Origin of the sequence: Providencia sp. PROV197 (assembly GCF_028479625.1) — a bacterium.
GTDB classification, from domain to species: domain Bacteria; phylum Pseudomonadota; class Gammaproteobacteria; order Enterobacterales; family Enterobacteriaceae; genus Providencia; species Providencia vermicola.
The window spans coordinates 80,509-102,045 of sequence record NZ_JAMPNZ010000029.1; the positions used below are offsets into that span (position 1 = coordinate 80,509).

The window sequence follows — 21,537 nt, forward strand, 5'->3', positions numbered from 1 at the left end:
GCGTGTTCTCATTTAAACGGTTTATTATACTCAATAATATTGTTTTATGTTTTCTTTGTATTGGATTATTTATTTATCAAACAAAGTCAGGACATGTTATTGGTCGTCGTTATTGTTTAGTTAACTTTTTTTTACTCTTGATTTCGAGTGGTCATGCATATCGTCATTTTTATTATTTCAAGCAGTTAAAAATAACAATTAAACAATATATAAAAGTGAATACTCCTCTCTTTTTTATCGGGCTGGTGCTCATTGCTGTGATATTCCCTGAGCGGGAGCATGAATTAAATATAGTGATTTCATTATTGATCGCGGTTAATACCCTATTTTTTGGGTTAATATTCGTTGTGCACTGTGGACGATGGAATTTAACGTTTGAAAAATTTCATTTTAACAACACAAACTTAGACTCACACTCTAATACGAATATAATTTTTGATCGGCCTTATCGGTATAGTGAATTATCCTCGGCTCAAAATATTGGTTTTGAGCATCATGAGAGCTTTACCTGTCATGCTAGTATATTTGACCATTCTCTTTATCACTCTAATGGTTTTTCTCAGACCGATAGCCTTTCATGGGGTGGGAGTGATATGGGCTACTCCTCTATCAATCCCGCTTCTGGCCTTCCGATGGTAGACAGTTGTTTTGATTCACATGGAAATATATATGGAACGTATGATTCGCATTATTAAAAGAGGGTTGTTTGGTATTGGTATTTTGTTATTAACAACCACTACTTATGCTAGTAGCGTAGGGGACTATTTGGAGTTAAAACGGCATTCAGACCAAGTCAGGTCGAATGAAATAATAGAGGCATCATTTGATAATTTAATAGAAGGAATTATATTTACTGAGGCGGCTGTAAGTATTGTTAATGGTGAAAAAACCGTAAATGACCATAAAATAAAAAAATTCTATTGCTCTCCCCCTAAATACCAGTTCAGTGGGAAAGAGCTAATGGAATATGTTGATGAATATTTAGGTAACTATTCAGTTTCAGGCGATGAACGACTTGCTTTTATTGCTGTAATGGCATTAAAAGAAAAGTTCCCGTGTAAATAATATTAATATTCCTAACGCACTTCGTTTGTTAACGGACTATTCCCCTAAATAATAAATTTTTCAGGGGAATAGTCCCTCTCGTTTCAAGAGGTTTCCAATGGCGGATGAAATTGATGTCTCTCAAGCTGAGAGTGAGTTTTTGCTGTCTTTAAGATTGAGTCAACGTGCAAAGTATCAAGGTCAAAGTGCAAAAGTTTGTGTCGAGTGCGGTGATAGTATCCCGCTGGCACGCAGAACCGCCTTAACCGGTGTGCAACATTGTGTTAGTTGTATAGAGCGCCAAGAGCTTTCTCGCCTAAGATAATCACGCTTTTAAATTAACCCTACCTACATTTTATATCGAATTCTAATTTGAGGTTATCATGAATAAATCAACACTGAATAAAGTGGGGATCGCATGGTTATTATTTTTATTTACCAATGCTTCTTTCTCATCAACATTAAAAAATGAAGATACATATATCCCCAAATACACCGACTTTATTTTAGAATGCAGTGATTATATTGTCGGTGATAAATACCCCAATAATGCAACCGAACAAAATCTACCCATTGATTTAAGTTACCACCAAGTCTCGGAGTCGACTAGTCGTCAAATAACTGAAGAACTGATGAAATTAAAACGGTTTTTACCGAAATTGAATTTACCCGCTTTTCTGAATGGTCGAGATCGTGAATATGCGATTACATTTTGTGCTGTTGTGACACATGATAAAATCAAATCGTTAGAAAAATCACTCAGCATTAAAAAATAATTCCTTTCGTTTTTCATCTCATATGTAGGGAGTACGTCTCTCTATATTCTCTTTATTTGACAGAGTGATCTTATTATGAGTTCAACCAAGCATATTACGCAGGGTGGACAAGTCTTTAGCTATATGCTCGGCATGTTCATGCAGGTAAATAAACGGATTTCTTTTTGGCTCGTGAATTTTTATTTAATTTTATTACCCTTAATTTTTTATTTAAAAGTCCCTCTACAAGAAATTAAAAATGGCGGTCTGTATTGGTGGCTGTATTTCACGTCTGCGGGCGAGAAAGCCTTATATCGAGTTCCGCCGCTTTATGATGTGCATTTTGATGGCCAACTCTTTCGATTTACGTCGGCCAATATTTTAAAAGATCCCTACATGATGTATGCAGGTGACATCTTTCTGCAAGAACTCTGGCTCTCATTTGTGTGGGCCTCCGTGTTTGTCGGCATTCTCGCCTTTGTTATTTACCGTTTTTTGCACCGTTTAGGTCAGCGTCAAGCCAAAGACGATGTCATTGGTGGCCGTACACTCACGGAAGATATTAAGCTAGTCCGTAATATGCTCCATTCACGCCGTGAAGCCTCTCCGATCACGTTTGATGGGCTCCCGTTGAAACTCAACAGTGAAGTTCAAAATATGTTGTTCCATGGCACACCTGGGTCAGGGAAATCGAATGCAATCAATAAGCTGCTTATTCAATTACGTCAGCGGGGCGATATGGTGATTGTGTTCGATAAGGGGTGTTCTCTGGTCAAAAAGCACTACAACGAAAACATCGATAAATTGCTCAATCCATTAGACGAACGTTGTGAAAATTGGGATTTGTGGCGGGAATGTCTCACGACACCTGATTTTGACAGCATGGCGAATACGCTTATTCCACAAAGTACGTCGGAAGATCCCTTTTGGACAGGATCGGCGCGCACCATCTTTACGGCTGTAGCCAATAAACTCAGTTCTGACCCGAAACGCAGTTATAACAAGTTGTTGCGGACGCTTTTAGCGATTGATTTAAAAACATTGCGAACTTATGTCGCAGGTACTGAAGCCAGTAACTTGATGGAAGAGAAAGTGGAAAAAACGGCCATTTCAATCCGAGGGGTTCTGACTAACTATGTTAAATCTTTGCGATATCTTCAAGGTATAGAACGTAATGGTAAGGAACCTTTTTCCATACGTGAGTGGATGAAAACCGTTAATGAGCCTAAACAGCGACATGGTTGGCTCTGGGTAACAAGTAATGCTCGCCAGCATGAATCCTTAAAACCGTTAATTTCCATGTGGTTAGCCCAAGCCGCTAACTGTTTATTAGAGATGGGGGAAAATCCTGAGCGACGTATTTGGTTTGTTTACGATGAAATGGCTCAGTTACATCAACTGCCCGAGTTACCGTTAGTGGTATCAGAAGGCCGAAAATTTGGTGGGTGTTTTGCGCTTGGTTTTCAAAATAAACCTCAATTAGATGTCATTTATGGTCGTGATAAAGCTGATGGTTTGATGGATTTGCTTAATACGCGCTTATTCTTTCGGTCACCCGATGAAAGTGTCGCTAAGTGGGTACGTGACCAACTCGGGCAAGAGCGGATCAAACGCTTCAGTGAGCAATACAGTTACGGTAAAGAGACGGTACGTGACGGGGTTTCGTTTAATAAGCAGCAAGAAGACAGTGACTTAGTTAACTACTCCGATGTGCAATCGTTACCAGATTTAACGTGTTATATCACGTTACCGGGTCAATATCCTGTTGTGAAACATGCGATGCGCTATGAAAAAATCAAACCTGTTGCGGCCGAATTCACGGCTCGTGCGATTAATGACAGCTTAGACCAAGAGATTGAAGCTGAAATTAACGAGCGATTAAAAATGGGTACACTCCCTGACGGCGTCAATCAGGTCATTGATAGCTTGATAAGCGGTCAGCCGATTGAAACGCCTGTTGAGACCACACAAAACAACACCGACACGGAAGTGGCTCAACCTCAACCACAGTCTATCGTTGAACTCACACCGAAGTCAGTCACACAAAACTCCACTCCGATAACTTCGGAAACCGCAGCATCTGGCAATCCACTGGAATCCCAAGGCGGGCAAGAGGTCATCATTGATAACGTCAAGGTGGATACAGAAACAGGTGAAGTTTTGGGACCAGTTATTGAACCAGAGAAAAACTCCCAAGACCTGTATGACAGCTATACACGCATGCGGCAAGAAGAAAAGGAAATTTTAGGCCATTCCGATATTTCACATTCGAAACAGACTAACCGTAATGATACTCATGATGAACCGGAGATGTGGTGATGCTGACTGTTGCACCTATCGCGAATAATGCGGCAAATTATTATACCCATGAAGATAATTATTATTTCCTCGGCAACCTTGAAGCTCGCTGGATGGGTGAAGGTGCTAAATCACTCGGGTTAGAAGGGGAAGTTACTAAAGAGCAACTGGGTGAAATATTGGAGGGACGTCTACCCAATGGCCAAAGTCTTGAGCGCATGGAAAACGGTAAAAACGTCCACCGTGAAGGACAAGACTTAACCTTTTCGGCACCTAAAAGTGTCTCTGTATTAGGGCTTGTACTGGGCGATAAACGCATGATTGACGCACATAATCATGCCGTCGAGGTCGCCTTGAAAGAGGTGGAGAGCCTCGCGTCAACGCGAGTGATGGTTGAGGGCAAAACCTCACTGGAAATGACCAAAAACCTGGTTATTGCGGCATTTAACCATGATACGTCCCGCGAGCATGACCCCTTAGTCCATACGCATGCCCTTGTGATGAACATGACCGAACACAATGGCGAGTGGCGTACCTTATCCAGTGATACACAACAAAAAAGTGGCTTCAGTGAAGCAGTTTATGCATTACAAGTGTCATTAGGGCAAATCTACCGCCATGCTTTACGTGAGCGAGTGGAAAGCTTTGGTATGCAAACCCATGAAACGGGAAAAAATGGGTTATGGGAAATAGTAGGGGTGCCTGTTGTGCCTTTTTCTCAGCGGCATTACCAAATCATGGATGCGGTAGGGCATGAAGCCTCACTCAAATCCCGTGATGTCGCGGCCCTCGATACCCGTCAGGCCAAAACAACCCCTGAAAAAAGTGAGTTATTAACCGACTGGTTTGACCGCTTGGATAAAAATGGCTTTGGTTCTGAAGCGCGTAAAACGTTTTACGCTGAAGCCGAGCAGCGTCTTGCCAAAGGGGAGGTGGGGCAGGCTTCAAGGGAGATTCAACCCGATATTACACGCGCCGTCACCGATGCCATCGCGTTACTCAGTGATAAACAACTCAGTATGACCTACAGCCAAGTGCTCGCCAAATCGTTAGGTGGTTTAGAAGCCCGTGCGGGCATGATAGCGCAGGTGCGTGAAGCGATTGATGTGGCGATTGAACAGCGTCAACTTATCCCACTCGATGAGAAAAAAGGGTTGTTTACCTCCTCCATTCATTTGATGGACGAGCTGAAGCTGCAACAAATTGCCACTGACATGAAGCAACATAACCGTACCGTCAGTTTTCAGGCGCGGACAGAAACCCTCACTCCCGTGATGGAAAAAGTGGCCGATACGTTACCCAATATTGCGATTGTTGCCAGTCAAGGACTCGGTAAAGCGCAGCGAGATGGCGTACTAGAAGGCGTCACGATGGCGCAATCGCAAGGGCGTGATGTGGCGGTGATGACCCTTGATGCGACCAGCGGTAAAGCGTTTGCCAATGATAATCGCTTTGCCACTGTGCCGAAAATGACCCTGGGTGATGGTCAATCGCTTAAACCCAACAGTACTTTGGTGGTTGCCAATGCCGAAAAACTGTCATTGAAATCGGCCTTATCTCTACTGGAAAGCGCCCAATCTGCCAATGTGCAGGTGCTCATGATGGACAGTGGCGGCCGTAAAGGCACGGGGAACGTGTTGGCCACCTTACAAGATGCGGGGGTGCCACGTTTTCAAGGCGAGGCTTCAGCTGTCTTAACGGTGAAAACGGCACACATTCCCGATAAAAATCATCGTTATGCGGCACTGGCGGCGGATTATGCACAGCTGCACAGCGACATGAAACCCGTGGTTGCGCAGGTCAGTGGCGTTCGGGAGCAAAAAATTGTCACCGACACCATTCGCCAAACGCTCACCGATCGCGGCATGCTCAGTGAAAAAACGGTGACGGTGACCCAGCTCAAACCCGTGTGGCTCGACAGCCATTCGCGCAAGCAAATCGACAGTTACCGTGAAGGTATGGTAATGGAGCGTTGGAATGCGGACAAGAAAGAGGTTGAACGCTACACCATTGACCGTGTGACGCCGAAAACCCGGTCGGTCACTTTACTTGATAGCCAAGGACAAAAGCAGGTGATGAAACCGCAGCAATTTGATGGCCAATGGAGTGCGTATCAGCGCCAAACGATGGACATCAAGCAAGGTGAGCAATTAACGATATTGGCGAAGCAAAATAAGCTCTCTGCACGTGACAGGGTCACGGTAACTGGGTTTATGCCAAATGCGATTATGGTTAATTTCAACGGCAAAACGCATCGGATTGATGTACGGGACGGCGTCAAAGCTGATTACAGCTATGTTACCGCCCCAGGGCAACAGGCTAACGATACGGGCACGGTGTTATTGGCCGCGTCTGCGCGTGATACACAGCCTACATTACTCAATACGGCTGCACGCAGTGGTGAACATATTACCGTGTATACGCCACTGGATAAGATGGAAACTGAGCGTCGTTTATCGCGTTCGCCAGTCTATCAGCAAGCGCGACAGTTAGCGGGGGTTGAAGGATTAGACGGCAAAGCCATAGAGCAAGCCGCCGATAATGCCGCGCACGCGTTATGGTCTAAACCCGAAAAAGCGTTACAACAAGGGATAGTGTTGGCACAAGAGAGTCAGGTTTTTTTCTCGCGTATCGATGCGATTGCCAAAGCGTTACCATTACACAACTTGCTCGACAGTCAATCGCTGGGGAAAGCCTTTGACCGCTTAGTCGCCCAAAAAGCCATTATACCTGTAACCAGTGGTAAAGGTGCCGCCCAGCAACATTACGTGACGGCCAGTACGTGGGAGATGGAAAAGCAAATCCTGACCACCATTTTAGCAGGCAAAGGAACACAAACCCCGCGGATGGAGTCTGTCCCTGATGCCGTACTGGAAGGGTTAACGGAGGGGCAAAAGGCCGCCACCACATTGATTTTAACCACTCGCGACCAGTTTGTCGGCATACAAGGCTATGCAGGAGTGGGGAAAACGACCCAGCTGAAGGCCGTTATCAAGGCACTGGATGCACTCCCTGCTGCGCAGCGACCGGAAGTGATTGGTCTTGCCCCCACGCACCGAGCCGTCGGGGAAATGGCGGCAGTGGGGGTGAAATCACAAACCTTGCATGCTTTCTTGATGGATGCCAACCAACGCCAACAGCAAGGGGAAGTGCTGGATTTTAAAAACACCCTCTTTTTAGTGGATGAAGGGTCGATGGTCGGTAACAAAATTATGACTGAGGTGTTAGATGTGATTGGGCGCGGTGGCGGGCGAGCGCCCATTTCAGGGGATAGGGCGCAGTTATTGTCGGTGGACAGTGGTACACCTTTTTCCCTCGCGCAAGACCGTTCAGCACTGACGACTGCGGTTGTGAACGAAATTGTGCGGCAAAGACCCGAGCTTCGTCCTGCCATTGAAGCCATCATAGCCGGCAATATTCAAACTGCGATGGATACGATGAATCGCGTGACACCGGATGTGGTTCCCCGTCGAGCGGGGGCGGAACACCCCGAACAGTCGGTGATAAATTCAGGTGACAAGGTCATCACACATATTCTCGATGACTATCGCGGACGAACAGCTGAAGCGCAAAAAGAGACGCTGATTGTGGTGCAAACCAACCGCGATAAAGATGAACTTAATCGCGGTATTCATCAAATTTTAGTCGAGCAAGGGCAATTACAAGGGGGAAAAGACGTCCCGATATTGGTGCGTGAGAGTACGCGCACAGAGGCCTTGTTATCAACAGCGGGACTGGTGAAACATGCTGGCAAAATAGCGCTCATCCAAGAACAGTACTATCGGATTGAAGTGACCCGAGAGGGAATCAGTGATGGAGTTGTGACCCTGGTTGATGAACAAGGCAAAGGGCATTTACTCTCGGCTTTTGAAAGTAGCTTGCGGGATATTGGTATTTACCGCCAAGAAACGCGCCATATTGCTGCTGGTGAAAAAATTAACTTTACCCGCACAGACAAAGAGCGTGGACGCGTGATGAACAGCGATTGGACGGTCAGTGAAGTTAGTGGCAACGGGCAAATCACCATTACTAAGGGTGACGAGTCACGCATCCTTAATCCGAATAGCGAATTGACAGACCAACATCTGGATTACGGCTATGCGGGCACGGCACACAAAGCCCAAGGGGCAAGTAGCCTGTATGTGATTGTCCTCGGCGGTGCCGAATCAGGACGACGTATGCTGGCCACCTTGCGGGATGCGTATGTGGCTTTATCTCGGACTAAAGCCCATGTCCAAACCTACAGTGATGACTTGGATAAATGGACAAAAGCCATTGAGAACCCAGGGAACCGGCAGACGGCGCACGACGTGTTGTTAGCTGAACAAGACCGTGCCGCCAAAGTGGGTAATCAATTGTTTGACCATGCGAAACCCCTTAATGATACGGCGATTGGTCGCGCTTTAAGTCGGCAAATGGGGCTCGGTGAATCCCATGAAGGGAAGTTTGTTTATCCGTCCACCAAGCACCCCGAACCGCATGTGGCGTGGCCCGCATTTGATGAACACGGTAAAGCCCAAGGTACGGTATTACAAGCGATTGAACTTGAAGAGGATAAATTGCAGGGGCTTCGTGCTGAAGGGCGTTTACTCGGGAGCGAGCAGGCGCAATTTATTGTCGTCAAACCGAGTCAAAACGGGCACACCGTGATTGTGAACAGTTTTGAGTCCGCCTTTGAGACGATGGCACAGCAACCCGAACAGGGTGTGGTGGTGCAACTCAATCCGGATGAACGTTTACACACGGCCATGATTGAGAAAATCACGCAAGGTGAAGTGGATAACGCCTATGCAAACCCAAATGCCACGCAAACCGATAATGCAGACAGTGACCCGAAAAATCTGCAAACCCCAGAGGAGCAGGCGATTGATAAAGCCTTAAAAGAGGCTGAAGCTGCCCTACGTCAGCAAGCGAACAGCGAGCCTAAAGTGCCAGAACTGAACGAAGACGAACTGCGGCAGGTGATGGCGCAAGAGCGTGACAGTTTGCTGAAAGGGGAACATGACTTAATGGAGGCGAAAGAACGAGTCATTGAAAAGGCCGTTCAGTTTGAGCGTGAACATCAGCAACAACAACGGGAAGTTTTGCGCCAGCAAGAGCGTAAAATCGTGATAGAAAAATATCGAGACCGTGAATTTGGTGATTAAGTCACTGTTATTTATTTTTTAACCCGCATTGTCGGTGATTTCCGCCAGTTTTATTTAGTTTTCTCCTTTGTAAACCTCAAATTTTATCACAGTTTTTGTGAGTAAATGGCGTCTTTATCGTGAAGACGTTGCTTGAATTTGCATAGAGTGCTAGATTAGCCGACAATTGATGTGAATTTTGTGGTCGCCACGCCGAAAGGTGGCAAGAACTGGGATGTAATACACGAAAAGTGTTGTGACCCCAAATAGAAAACCCCTGAAATCTTCTTCAATCTTGGCGGGTCGAAAAGATTATCAGGGGCCATCAGAGTAATTCCGCTAGGGGTATGTTGAACTCCTAGTGGGGAGTATAGAATTATGCGCAAAAAAATTCAACTCCTTCCGTACAACATAAGTGCGGAGAAGCATGAATAATGCTATCTCAAATTCTGCAGTTACTTGTTTCGTCGGTAAAATTCATCGGCATTATGCTCCAAAATTTTTGGGGCAATTACCGAAATTAGTGCCTGTGCGTCGCTTTGCGGCCGCATTAAAGTGCCACGACTGGAACCGAAATCCCCACATTTACCAACTACGCTATAGCCGAAAGCAACGGATATCGGTGCGTTCAGAGCGTCGAGAAACCTTTGATGCGTTGGCAATGGCCATGATTGCGTATGCGGATTATAACCCTGAAAGTGACGCACTGTTTGAAGTGATGTGCTCGGTGGAGAAGTTGGCGGAAGTGTGTGGTCAACTGTTTCGCTATGACAGTGGGCGTAAAAGTTATGACCCCATACTCCATGCCTTGCGCGATTGGGAACAAGCTAACCTGATTGTCATTGACCGCGATTTTGATATTGAGGCCAAACAATACAAAGCCATGCGTATTTGGATACGCCCTGAATTTTTTCATGGACTCGGTTTTTCCGTGTTAGAGCTCCGCGAAGTGGTGTCCAGTTTTAGTCGTTGGATGGAAAAGAAGGGATTAAAAGAGAGCTACCAAAAACGCTATGCCCAACATGTCTTGCGACTTGTGCGGGCGAATGTGGCATCACTGGATACTAAACACAAACTTCGCAACCTACTCAACAAACTCAAAACCCTCGTGGTTGGGAAAGATGAAGCGCTCAAACAAGAAAAGAAACATCTTGCTAAGGCATTGAAGGAAAAGAAAGCGTTAGCCAAAAGTTTGGAAGCGCCAGAAAGCCCAGAACACGCCGCATGGCGTCGCTTTGAAGCTTGGAAGGTGACGCAGCCTATTGCAGCAGTCATGGCCTTTGAGCGTCAAATGAAGGCCTTGTACCCGAGTGTTCAAGGGCAGACTCTTTATCTGCATTACCTCGCGCACCTACCCGACTCTTAATTCATCTTGTTAAATTTACCGCCTTGACTGGCGGTGGTTTCGTACGTCCTAAATCTGGATAGCCTGTTTTTTGAACAGGAAATTCGTTGTTCTAATCTCTCCATTCATCTCGACGATGACATCGCGACTATTTTCGTTGGATATTTACCCTATTAACTTCGAATGCGTTTATTCTCTGCAGTTAACTTCGAATCCGTTTGGGGTTTTAGAGTTAAATTCGTTTTTAGGTTCTGAACTAAACGTCCTTTTTAATAAAAGGAGTTGCGGCTCTGCTTTTTCAAGCCGCACACTCTAAAGAGATAAACCCAATAAAGCCTTCGCTTACAAGCCATAAATGGCTGTCGCTCAGAACACGGTGTCAGCATTGTGCGATTGCCCCCGTAAAGCTGGCCTCTGGCCACCTTAACGCGCAGTTACAGCCGTTCATCGAGGCTACGCCTCTTGTCCGTCTCACTGCGTTTTTCAAAGGGTCAAACAAACAAAATGACGGTTTTAATTTTATTCCGCTCAACCAGGACAGGGGACGGATTGGGGCATTAAACAGCGTGTAACCGCTGACGCGGGTCTCGACGGCCCTCACCTTTGTTTGTTCTTTGTCATATTATTTGCCGTCTACAGCCCTATGGGCGGGTGATTTCGGTGAAATTTCGTGATAATCTGCTATTAATGCATTGAGAATAAAAGCGATTTTGGTGTGAGGATGGTATGGAACGCAAAAAATTGACCTTAAAACGGACGACAACTGAAAACGTTGCAGAAAATACAGCACCCGTTATTTCGCGTCGCCGTAAACAAGTGGTGATCAATTCACAACGTAAACCCAATAAACCTGCCAAAATAACGCCAAACCAACCTCCTAAAAAGGTGATGTCCCCGCTGGAGAAAAAACAGAAAGCGGTTGTCCTCCCGTTAGAGAAAAAAGTCATTCCCCCGACGCCACCAAAACAACATCTCTCATTAGAGAAGGCTATCGCGAACCTCTCAGAATATTGGCCACACCTCTTTCCTGATGGACAACTTCGACCGATGGCGGTTGGCATACGTGAAGCCTTATTTGCTGATAAAAAGGTGCGTGAATTGCCGATATCGTATAAAAAAATGAAGCGCAGCCTTGCAGCGATTAGTCACAGTGTGAAATACCGTACCACGATTATGCCAGGCGCAGTACGCTATGATAAAGACGGTCAACCGAATGGGATTGTCACGGAATCGGATGTCGCCGATACGTTAAAACGCATTCAAAAACTTACTAAGCAACGATCGAGAGTAGGGGATTTATCTAGAACAATGGTTAATTATGATTAGAAGATGTTAATTGAGAAACGTTAGTTGTGACAATGTTTTGCTCTCTTTTGTTATCTCAGTAACTCTGTTTTATCTGAAAGGCGAGTTGAAAAAAAAAGGCCCAAAAGCAGTTGTTCCTCCAACGTTCACTATTGCTCAATTCCAAGCACTTTAGATAATTTGAATTACGGGGAGGAGGGTCTTTAATGAGTATAATTTCAGTTGATTTGCCTTTAATTTAGGTGCAAATTTTTAATTTGAATTTTTTGCTTTATGGTTTTATGTTTAAGATGCTTACGCGAATTAAGCATAAAACCACCTGCTATGCGGGTGGTTATGATTTTTTAGATAATAATTAGCATTTTCTATTTATTCTGATTACTTATTATTTCAAATGTAATTGATTGCACCTCTTCGGTTAGGAATATTTATAGTCTCTTGGAGTACTCATCCTCAAATAAATAAGTAAATAGATGAAAATTATTAAACCGAACTCTAAACTCACTATTGATTATATTGTGATGATTTTATTCTATAATATATAATAATAAAAAGTTTGTACTGAACCTTATCATCAATAAAGATCTGGTATCTGAAATGAATCGTTTAGTTGATTTCAACTAAACATAATGCATATATCTTGTTATGTAGATTTATTTAGTTTACATAATCATTGGCCTGATTTATATATAATAACATCATAAGTTACTTGGCGTTTTTTCTTGGTGGAGATTTTGAATTTTAGAATATTCTTACATTTTGGTTGATGAGCCAAATAACGTTTTGGCCTCCTTCTGAAATTAGTAGTCATCTCGATTTAGTTACGGTTCGGTTGAAAAATTCAGTTGGATCTGAACATTTTTGGGGCATTTACATTTAATAGTTATTCAAAAGGTAGCATTGATGAAATTTGTTATAAGGTGTTTGTTTTTACTACTAATACACACTACTGCTAGTATGGCACAATTAATAACGTGTAATACCCAGAATATTTTTAATGTAGAGACAGTCACGCTTGCAGGCTCTATTTCTGTAGGGGAAGATACTCCTGTGGGAACAGTGATTTATAAGGCTATTTATTCTTCCCCTAAGGGTAGGTCGACGTCAATGTTCTGCGATACAACTCATTGGAAGGATAGTAACCCTCCTATTACTGGATTTGTTAGGAGTCAAATAATATCTATGCCGTATCCTGTTGTGCCAGGAATATTGGGACCATATAATGCGAATGTGTACTACACAAATATTTCTGGTGTAGGTGTTTCTGTTATACCCTTTGAGGGTAAAGAGTACTATAGACCTTGGGCACCAGGCATTATATCCTCTTCAACTACAAGTAGTGTACATTCGTACGAATTTTATTTGGTAAAAATAGGTAAAATATCTCCAGGTCTGCTAGATGGTAGTCTGGTACCTAGTTATCAGACAAGTATTAATTCACCAGACCCAATCGCAGGTATAGAGTTTCTGGGGTTTCCTGTTACTTATTATGAATTGAAATATTCAGGGCAAATACAGATCGTTACGAGTACCTGTGATATTATTGCACCTAATTTTTCAGTGGAGTTAGGTGAATATACTCACAATGATTTTAGTGGAATTAATAGTTATACCCCTTGGAAAAGTGCGACTATCGAATTACAAGGTTGCACCGCATTTTCACCTGGTTATTACTCTAAATATAGTGATGCTAATGCGATCGTTGGGGGGGGGGTTGTAAACGTAGGAGAAACAAATGTTAAAAACCGAATTTCAATGTCGCTTTCTTCTCCCAATGGATATATATCTAACCTTAAGGGCATAATATCTTTAGAAGCGGGGACTAATGCTGCAAAAGGCATTGGTATACAGATTGCTTTAGAGAAAGATGGCGTTATATCTCCTGTTTCATTCAACAGTAAACAGTCAATAGAGTTACCAAATGCGGCAAATCAAGTAAAGGTTCCTTTATTTGCTCGTTATATACAAACGAATGCCGTTATTACCGCTGGCCTAGCAAAAGGTGCTATTATCTATAACATCAATTATCATTGATTTTACTTTTTTATAGAACTAGGCTATCCATGACCTTAACATCATGAATAGCTAAACATTATATTAACTAAGCTTCTGCCGCTTGTCGTAACCATCGCGCAGTTTTAAATTGTTGACGACGCATATCTAATAACGTTTCGGCTCGAAGTCCCGCCTCTGCACAATTAAAAACCATTCGGCTCCCACACAGCACACATTGGTAGGGATCCACATTCGTAAAGTGCTTCACTATCATCCCCAGTGCTTCATACACTTTCGGTAATAAAACTCCCCGCTTTCGATTGGCTAGAAAGCCGTAATATCGGACCATTTTAAAATGGCGAGACGGGATATGACTGATATAACGCCATAGCATCTCTTCCTGGCTCAGTCGTTGTGTGTGGTGGCGCCCAGTTCGATGGCCAAGATAATTGACGTTTTGGCGGGGATTTCGAGTTTTTTTAGTGAAGTCAATTTTCCAGCGCCGCTGATACTCAGCTTCAAGAAACTGGCATAAATCGCGGTAGTCACGGATGTGCTCGAAGCCTGTCGTGGGTAAATTCAGTGTCGCGTAGTTTTCCCGCAATAAGGCAATGATGGCCTGACGCCAGTAACGTTCAACGATTTTCTTTTTTAAGAAAATGGGTGCCAAATACCATGTTTGAGGCAGAGTCCCCCGCGAGTCACCGATAAATGAATGTGAGGATGTTGATTGAGTTGACGACCGTAAGTATGAAGAGCGACAAACAAGTCGATTTCGATACCGAGCTTTTTTGCCCATTTGAGTGGGGTATTGGCGGCGCAAGCGAAAAGTTGGTTGAGTCGCGGCCAGTTGTTGGCAAAAGCTGGTCAGAGTTTATCCGGCATGGTGAAGGTAATATGCTGCCATTCACGGTCGGGGAGAACATGTTGTTGTTCGGCAATCCATTGCTCTGTGGCTTTCATGCCACAGGCACTGCAACTTTTACTTTTGCAGCTTTGGCAGAAATATTTGGTGTGGGAGCAAGCCGGTGATGCGCAACAATAACGGCGAATGCCCATGGCACCTGTCCCTCAAGCGAGCATGCGTTCGATGACGAGTTTAGTCCACTCGGGTACGTAATGACCGAGTTTAACGAGGAGTTGATCCCAGGAATCATCGATCTGGAAAAGGCGTTTTGCGGGGCGAAGTATGTGCATTGATGGATTATAGCTAGCGATGGAGACTGAATAAAGCACTACTCTTACAGAGTCTTAGTTCCCACCGTAAGTGGGTAACTGTTCTATCAAAAAAATTTATACTATTATTCTTTAACCTTTTTTCTAAAGATCTACTTCCAGAGTAGCTGTTCAATAATCCTTTCGTAGGTGCTGTTTGTAATATATTAAATATTTTTTGTCCATTCTCAACGTAAGCAGATTGATAAAATATTAGTTCAATTTCAATTAATACCGATGGAAAACTAAATTTTTTAGTTTTAAAATTTAACTAGTTGAAAATTAATAGGTTTACTACTTAAGAGAATTTTGTTTTTAATTTAGTTTACACCCTCCTGTAAAAATATGATAATTAATTATAAAATTAATTAGGGAAGTATAATGAGTCAATATAATATCGCCATGAATAAAAATAACACAATCCTTATCAGTGTTAAAGGGAAAAAAATTCATTTTAATGAGCAAAACGAATTTACTCTAAATAAGATGATAGGTCGCTATATACAACGGAAAAGAAGAAATTATGGATTAACGGGCAATGAACTTGCTCGTCTAATTGGAGTGAGCCAACAGCAAATTTCCCGCTACGAGGGAGGGGTTACTAATATTACGTTACCTAGATTACTTGTGATTATCAACAAATTGAATGTTGATATCGAGACCTTTATTATCGAATTTATTTCTATTATTGAACAGTTTTATGAGGTTACCAATCAAAGATAGTGATAGATAAAGATTCATATATGAAAAATTATCTATCACTATGATTTTTTAATCATTGGCAGTAAGATATATGCATATCGTTAGTGAAAAAAATATAGCCTCCTCCATTTTGAGGATAGACAAAAACATCCATATCTAAACCAGGATTTAGATATGTCTGTGCTAAGTATTTTTTTAACTCAATAGTATCAGAGTTATCTGTATCAAGCAGAAGATTTCTCTTGGATCTTATTTTAATACTGTTACCAACTTTAATAACATCAACATAAACTTTTCTTGCAACACTACTTACTACACCATCATTATGAAAAGTTCCTTTTAAATTAATCCAACCATCATGATCCCCTAAAGTATAAGAGATATTCAATGATACATTCACATTTTTTTTAATGGAAATGGTTTTAAATGATGAGCGACAGACTATATTATTTGGGACATTAGTGTCATATATAACAATAGCAGAAATAATAATTACCGATGCATAAATAATCGATTTTAATATGCTTTTTTTCACTTTAAATTATCCTAATCAATCAATTATATAGTAGGAGACACACTTGTTTTTTTTCAGAGAGAATAAGCCTAGCTCATTTTTACAATAAATAACTGAAACTTTGTTAGTGAAATTTCTTCTCATGATGTAAAGGTAACTATAGTCATTAAAGGATTTTGCAATAACTTCCTCCGATATGACTTTAGATAAATTATCTTCTAACCCCAACTGAGTATTACAAAATATTTTTTTGCTATCAATTTCACCACAATTAGTATAATAGGTGAAAATGTCATTTCCTCTTTTATAATTAATATAATTAAATAGAATAATCATTATTATTATAATCAATACTAGTATTGTTATTATTTTTTTTATTTCTAATCTTGAGAAGACTAGCCATTTCATTCTGTTTTTTTTTATATCCTTATCAGGGGTAGGTATGTCTATATTTTTTTTAACTTCTAAATTTCTAGTTTCTGGAATATGATTTTTTTCTTTTTTTATTTCATGGTTTTTATAAGATTTAAACTTACTCTTAAATTTAATATTCTGTAAGTTATTTAATGATGTATTAATAATATTTATATCATCAACTAACTTATACCCTACTTTTGGTATGTTTTTTATTAAATCAAAATCTTTTTCAAGTTCAATGAATGCTTTCCTGAGCAATAAGATATTTTGGTAGAAAGTACTAATAGTAACGAAATTTCTTTTCTCTCCCCAGCCTATATTAAACAAATCATCTTGAGAAATAATATCATTATTACCATCAACTTTATTCTTTATTAAAAATAGCAATATGTTTGCTGCAGGTGTTAACAATTTCTTGTTACTTCCATTTGTCAAATATGTTATTTTTTTGTTGGTGTAGTCAAATTCAAATTTATCATTAATTATATACTTTATATGTGGTTTCATAATTCCATTCTTTATAAATCTGTAATTCAATACTATATTGTACTACTTATGAGAGTTTTTTAAAATAAAAATAAAAATAAAAATAAAACCTAAATTACCTAAATTAAATTTAATTTTAGTTGATTGATTTGCTGGGTGTGTTTTGTAAGTGATTGTTATTTTTTTGTTTTTTTTTGATTTATATAAAAAAATAAATCAAGCCACTTATTTGGTTTATATAATTGTTAATATGTTTATTATCTTTCTTGCTGAATGCTATATTTGGATTGAAAGTGAAAGCCTTCAATTTCAATAATGGGCTTGAATCAAGCGAGATGATACAAATTTATGGATGATTATCCTTATCATCATAGTAATTATTATTAATGTATTAATTGTATTTATTTTAGGATGTTAAAAATATGAAAATTATTAAATTAGCGGGCGCATCATTATTTGTTTCTTTAATATCAGTGGGGGCTTATGCCGCATCAACAGGAACTATTACTTTTAACGGTGAATTAACAGATACAACTTGTAAAGTCGATATTGAGGGGCAGGGTTCAGATGCTACTGTGGTTTTGCCTACTGTAAGTGTAAGTGAATTAGCGGCTGCAGGTGATATCACGGGTAGAACCGCATTTAATATGAATTTATCGGATTGTGTTATTGGTGCTGCTGGTCATAATAAAGTTGCATCTTTCTTCCAAGCTGGTAGTTCTGTTGATTTAGCTACGGGTCGTTTGAAGAATGTAGGTGGCTCAGCTACAAATGTTGATCTGCAACTTTTGGATCCATCTAATAGCTATTCAACGATTAACGTTGGTAATACGAATCAAGTTAATAATAGTGCTTATGCAAATATTGCAACGGATGGGACTGCTACACTCCCTTACGCTGTTGAGTATTATGCAAATGCGCAGACAACACCAGGTACAGTTACCAGCACAGTTGTTTATAACCTAATGTACAAATAATTTCATACTTTTTCGTTAAGGAGGGGTAACTCTCCTTTTTATGCGGGACGCTATAATGCAGCACAAATATGGCTTTATTCATAATTTTTTTTATCTACTTATTTTGTTTTTTTCATTTTCTAGTCAAGGAAGTGTCGTTGTTAATGGGACTCGTGTAATTTACTCTGGTAATGAAAAAGAGGTTACAGTAAAACTTTCAAATAAAGGAGAATATCCAGTTCTGGTACAAAGTTGGATAGATGATGGAGATCAAAATGCTCTTCCTGAAAACATTAACGTTCCTTTTTTTTTAACACCTCCGATTAACCGGATCGAGCCAAATAAATCACAAACATTAAGAATTAGCTATACTGGGAATAAAGACCATTTAAAGAATGAAGAGTCTATTTATTGGCTAAATGTATTAGAAATCCCACCTGCACCTAAAGCAGATGATAGCCAAATTGAAAATAATTTACAGATTGCTTTTAGAACCAGAATTAAGCTTTTTTATCGACCTGAGATTATTAATAATAAAGTTTCTGCTGCAAAAGCCGCAGAAGAACTGACTTGGTCAATAAGTAATGGGGAATTGGTGGCATATAATAATTCACCTTATTTTATTTCTCTTATTTCTATTGTATTAGGTAACGAAAATAGAAATGATATTATAGAGGGTGATATGCTTTACCCTCATCAGTCAAGAAAATTCAAACTTCAGAAGGGAAATATTTCCACTATAGAAAAGAATATTACCTATGAATATATCAATGACTGGGGTGCTATTAATAAAGTTAATTATTCACTAAAAAATTAATGATTTTATAATAAGGAATTTTAATCTGTGAATAAAATAAGTTCTACCTTAATAGCTAGATTAATCTCTTTTTGCGCTATTGCTTTTATTTCATTATTTAATACTGGAGCAAGAGGAGATGAAATAAAAAAAGAAAATAACAGAACTGTTTATTTCAATCCAATATTTCTCGGCTCAAATAATATTAACCTTTCGCGTTTTGAGAAAGGAGGTTCGGCTACGCCAGGAATTTGGCCTACTGCCATCTATGTGAATAATGAGAGAATTCCTTATAAATCAGTACGCTTTATAGAGCAAGAAGATAACAAGGTAATCCCATGTATTTCATTGGATATTATCAAGAATATTAATTTTAATTACTCAGAACTCCCTTTAGATTTTAGAGAGGCTTTAAATCAAAGCGAACAATGTTATTCTTTAGATACACTAATTCCTCTTGCATTTGTCTCTTATGATTCAAATGAAGAAAGGTTAGACATTAGTATTCCACAATCCATGCTTATAAAAACAGCAAGAGGATATACCGATCCCAATCTTTGGGATCGCGGTATCTCTGCTGCTTCTCTTGGGTATAATATAAATCACTATATGTCTCGGGTACGAGGTGTTACCTCACGATCTTTCTATGCGGGGATTAATGCAGGAATCAACATTGGCACTTGGTATTTTCGCCATGATGGTAGTTATAACTGGCAAGAACATATGAATGATAGTTATCAATCCATTAATAACTATGTTGAGCGAGATATTCCCAGTCTACAAGGCCGAATTCGTATAGGGGAAACCATAACTAAAGGTGTGTTATTCGATACTCTTCCATTTCGAGGTATTGAACTTGTTAGTGATGAGCGTATGCTGCCTGTATCTCGTCGTGGATATGCACCTGAAGTCAGGGGAATTGCGCGAACTAATGCTCGAGTAAAGGTATCTCAAAGTGGTAGAGTAATTTACGAAACTACGGTTTCACCTGGCGCCTTTACGATTAATGATCTGAATGCCACGGGTTATGGTGGTAACTTAGAAGTAGTTGTGACAGAATCAGATGGCAGTGTGCAAACGTTTTTAGTTCCTTACTCTTCAGTAACTCAATTACTGCGTAAGGGCGTTCACCAATATGACTTAGTCGTAGGAAGATTGAACGACCCATCTATTTCTCATCGTTTTAATCTCTATCAAGCCATCTATCAGCGAGGATTGACTAATTATGTTACTGGATTTGGTGGTATTCAATCGAGCGGTCGTGATTATGTAGCGATACAGCTCGGTAGTTCAGTTAGCACTTATTTAGGTGCTTTTTCTTTTAGTGCGACCCACGCAAAACCTCGTTTTGAACACTCAGATATTGCAAACAATGGTGGGCAGAGCTATCAGGTTAGCTATAGTAAATACTTACAAAGTACAAACAGTAATCTAACTATTGCGGCTTACCGTTATTCTACATCTGGTTACTTCGATTACCTTTCGGCGATGCAAGCATTAGATGCCGAAGAGCATGGTTATTCCATGAATAATATTTGGCGTCCTAAAAATCGTTTTAATATTACGATGAGCCAAGGTTTACCCGAAAACTGGGGACAAATGTATATCACGGCTTATAGCCAAGATTATTGGAATAGAGGCTCTTCAGACTTGCAATACCAGTTGGGTTATAGCAATCAACTTGGTGCTCTTAGCTTCAGTATTAATGCCGGAAGAGCAAGAAATGGGCGTGGTCATATGGAGAATAATATTTTTGTCAACTTTTCTATGCCACTTGCTAATCGCTCTAGCAAACACATACCAATGTTAAATGCAAGTTTTAATCGTAGTGGTAATGGTAGAACAGGAACACAAATTGGTACCTCTGGCTCGTTCGGTGATGATACTCAATACAACTATGGCGTTACTGCGGCAAACTATAACCAAGGAGGCGGAAGCAGCCTAGCTGCGAATGGCGGTTGGCGTTCTCCAGCTACGCACTTAACTGGCAGTTATAGTATAGGAAAGCATTACCAAAATATGTCATTAGGTGCCAGTGGTACGATTATTGGATGGGCTGATGGTGTCGTCATGACACCATACCATGGTAATACTTTTGCAATTGTGGAAGCAAAAAATGCTAAGGGTGCAAAATTGAGTGGCTATTCAGGTATTCGTATCGACTCTTGGGGACATGCGGCGGTACCTTATCTGAATCCTTATGAGATGAACGACATCAGTATCGATCCAAAAGGCTTACCCCACGATGTTGAATTAAATAATACGACAGAAAAAGTTATACCTTACTCTGGTGCGATCACTAAAGTAGAATTTAAAACACAACGTGGTATTCCAGTATTAATTCACTCTGTACAAAGCAATCACCAGCCCATTCCTTTTGGTGCGGAAGTGTTGGATGAGATGGGACATCACGTTGGTAATGTTGGGCAAAATGGTCAAATATTTGCACGCGTTGAGCAGAGTACGGGGCAGTTAACTGTGAAATGGGGGATTGAGTCTTTGAATACTTGTCAAGTATCTTATGATGTTACAGAGAATGTAAATCATACATTTAATCAATATAACTCTGTTTGCCGTTAATAA

General features: G+C 40.7%; 15 protein-coding genes and 1 pseudogene. 13 read left to right on the plus strand and 3 right to left on the minus strand.

What is annotated here, in order from left to right; all coding sequences use genetic code 11:
* Positions 1-2 precede the first annotated feature (2 nt).
* The 9 genes from PR808_RS16635 (at position 3) to PR808_RS16675 (ending at position 13,907) form a co-directional block, all read left to right on the plus strand.
* Positions 3-695 carry a hypothetical protein gene (locus PR808_RS16635; RefSeq protein ID WP_272539726.1) on the plus strand — a complete coding sequence of 231 codons (693 nt, stop codon included), beginning with the start codon at positions 3-5 and terminating at the stop codon, positions 693-695.
* Positions 670-1,065, plus strand: a complete 396-nt coding sequence (locus PR808_RS16640) for a hypothetical protein (protein WP_272539727.1) — start codon at positions 670-672, stop codon at positions 1,063-1,065. The genes PR808_RS16635 and PR808_RS16640 overlap by 26 nt, the downstream gene beginning before the upstream one ends.
* 97 nt (positions 1,066-1,162) lie before the next feature.
* The gene (locus tag PR808_RS16645) at positions 1,163-1,369 is read left to right on the plus strand and encodes a TraR/DksA C4-type zinc finger protein (RefSeq protein WP_272539728.1); all 207 of its coding nucleotides are present in this window, start codon (positions 1,163-1,165) and stop codon (positions 1,367-1,369) included.
* Positions 1,370-1,427: 58 nt separating this feature from the next.
* Complete coding sequence (locus PR808_RS16650) at positions 1,428-1,820, plus strand: hypothetical protein (protein ID WP_272539729.1); 393 nt, start codon at positions 1,428-1,430, stop codon at positions 1,818-1,820.
* Positions 1,821-1,895: 75 nt separating this feature from the next.
* Positions 1,896-4,118: a type IV conjugative transfer system coupling protein TraD gene (gene traD, locus PR808_RS16655; protein ID WP_272539730.1), complete on the plus strand. Its 2,223-nt coding sequence runs from the start codon at positions 1,896-1,898 to the stop codon at positions 4,116-4,118.
* Entirely contained in the window at positions 4,118-9,244 is a 5,127-nt protein-coding gene (traI, locus tag PR808_RS16660) for a conjugative transfer relaxase/helicase TraI (RefSeq protein ID WP_272539731.1), read from the plus strand. The genes traD and traI overlap by 1 nt, the downstream gene beginning before the upstream one ends.
* 406 nt (positions 9,245-9,650) lie before the next feature.
* Positions 9,651-10,589 (plus strand): RepA family replication protein, encoded by a 939-nt coding sequence (locus PR808_RS16665; protein WP_272539732.1) that lies wholly within the window; start codon positions 9,651-9,653, stop codon positions 10,587-10,589.
* A 705-nt stretch (positions 10,590-11,294) separates the two neighbouring features.
* A complete protein-coding gene (locus PR808_RS16670) occupies positions 11,295-11,894 on the plus strand; it encodes a ProQ/FINO family protein (RefSeq protein ID WP_272539733.1) in 600 nt (199 codons plus the stop codon).
* Between the two features lie 882 nt (positions 11,895-12,776).
* On the plus strand, positions 12,777-13,907 hold the full coding sequence (locus tag PR808_RS16675) for a fimbrial protein (protein WP_272539734.1): 1,131 nt from the start codon (positions 12,777-12,779) through the stop codon (positions 13,905-13,907).
* A 67-nt stretch (positions 13,908-13,974) separates the two neighbouring features.
* On the opposite strand, the pseudogene PR808_RS20715 reads toward PR808_RS16675, so the two are convergent.
* Positions 13,975-15,065 (minus strand): annotated as a pseudogene (locus PR808_RS20715) (IS91 family transposase).
* Between the two features lie 399 nt (positions 15,066-15,464).
* On the opposite strand from PR808_RS20715, the gene PR808_RS16695 reads away from it, so the two are divergent.
* The gene (locus PR808_RS16695; RefSeq protein ID WP_272539738.1) at positions 15,465-15,806 is read left to right on the plus strand and encodes a helix-turn-helix domain-containing protein; all 342 of its coding nucleotides are present in this window, start codon (positions 15,465-15,467) and stop codon (positions 15,804-15,806) included.
* A 52-nt stretch (positions 15,807-15,858) separates the two neighbouring features.
* Here the strand turns inward: PR808_RS16695 and PR808_RS16700 are convergent, their stop codons facing one another.
* Complete coding sequence (locus PR808_RS16700; protein WP_272539739.1) at positions 15,859-16,320, minus strand: hypothetical protein; 462 nt, start codon at positions 16,318-16,320, stop codon at positions 15,859-15,861.
* Between the two features lie 15 nt (positions 16,321-16,335).
* On the minus strand, positions 16,336-17,223 hold the full coding sequence (locus PR808_RS16705) for a winged helix-turn-helix domain-containing protein (RefSeq protein WP_272539740.1): 888 nt from the start codon (positions 17,221-17,223) through the stop codon (positions 16,336-16,338).
* Positions 17,224-17,624: 401 nt separating this feature from the next.
* On the opposite strand from PR808_RS16705, the gene PR808_RS16710 reads away from it, so the two are divergent.
* From PR808_RS16710 to PR808_RS16720, 3 genes are read left to right on the plus strand one after another with little or no spacing between them, the layout of a single operon-like run.
* Complete coding sequence (locus PR808_RS16710; RefSeq protein ID WP_272539741.1) at positions 17,625-18,179, plus strand: fimbrial protein; 555 nt, start codon at positions 17,625-17,627, stop codon at positions 18,177-18,179.
* A 55-nt stretch (positions 18,180-18,234) separates the two neighbouring features.
* Positions 18,235-18,975: a fimbrial biogenesis chaperone gene (locus tag PR808_RS16715; protein ID WP_272539742.1), complete on the plus strand. Its 741-nt coding sequence runs from the start codon at positions 18,235-18,237 to the stop codon at positions 18,973-18,975.
* A gap of 27 nt (positions 18,976-19,002) precedes the next feature.
* The gene (locus tag PR808_RS16720) at positions 19,003-21,534 is read left to right on the plus strand and encodes a fimbria/pilus outer membrane usher protein (RefSeq protein WP_272539743.1); all 2,532 of its coding nucleotides are present in this window, start codon (positions 19,003-19,005) and stop codon (positions 21,532-21,534) included.
* Positions 21,535-21,537: the final 3 nt, after the last annotated feature.

Excerpts from the sequence above, each read along its gene's own strand:
- PR808_RS16705 (WP_272539740.1), bottom strand. The coding sequence starts at position 17,223 with ATGAAACCACATATAAAGTATATAATTAATGATAAATTTGAATTTGAC.
- traI (WP_272539731.1), top strand. The coding sequence starts at position 4,118 with ATGCTGACTGTTGCACCTATCGCGAATAATGCGGCAAATTATTATACC.
- PR808_RS16665 (WP_272539732.1), top strand. The coding sequence starts at position 9,651 with ATGAATAATGCTATCTCAAATTCTGCAGTTACTTGTTTCGTCGGTAAA.
- PR808_RS16645 (WP_272539728.1), top strand. The coding sequence starts at position 1,163 with ATGGCGGATGAAATTGATGTCTCTCAAGCTGAGAGTGAGTTTTTGCTG.
- PR808_RS16710 (WP_272539741.1), top strand. The coding sequence starts at position 17,625 with ATGAAAATTATTAAATTAGCGGGCGCATCATTATTTGTTTCTTTAATA.
- PR808_RS16670 (WP_272539733.1), top strand. The coding sequence starts at position 11,295 with ATGGAACGCAAAAAATTGACCTTAAAACGGACGACAACTGAAAACGTT.
- PR808_RS16715 (WP_272539742.1), top strand. The coding sequence starts at position 18,235 with ATGCAGCACAAATATGGCTTTATTCATAATTTTTTTTATCTACTTATT.
- traD (WP_272539730.1), top strand. The coding sequence starts at position 1,896 with ATGAGTTCAACCAAGCATATTACGCAGGGTGGACAAGTCTTTAGCTAT.
- PR808_RS16640 (WP_272539727.1), top strand. The coding sequence starts at position 670 with ATGGAACGTATGATTCGCATTATTAAAAGAGGGTTGTTTGGTATTGGT.
- PR808_RS16675 (WP_272539734.1), top strand. The coding sequence starts at position 12,777 with ATGAAATTTGTTATAAGGTGTTTGTTTTTACTACTAATACACACTACT.
- PR808_RS16650 (WP_272539729.1), top strand. The coding sequence starts at position 1,428 with ATGAATAAATCAACACTGAATAAAGTGGGGATCGCATGGTTATTATTT.
- PR808_RS16695 (WP_272539738.1), top strand. The coding sequence starts at position 15,465 with ATGAGTCAATATAATATCGCCATGAATAAAAATAACACAATCCTTATC.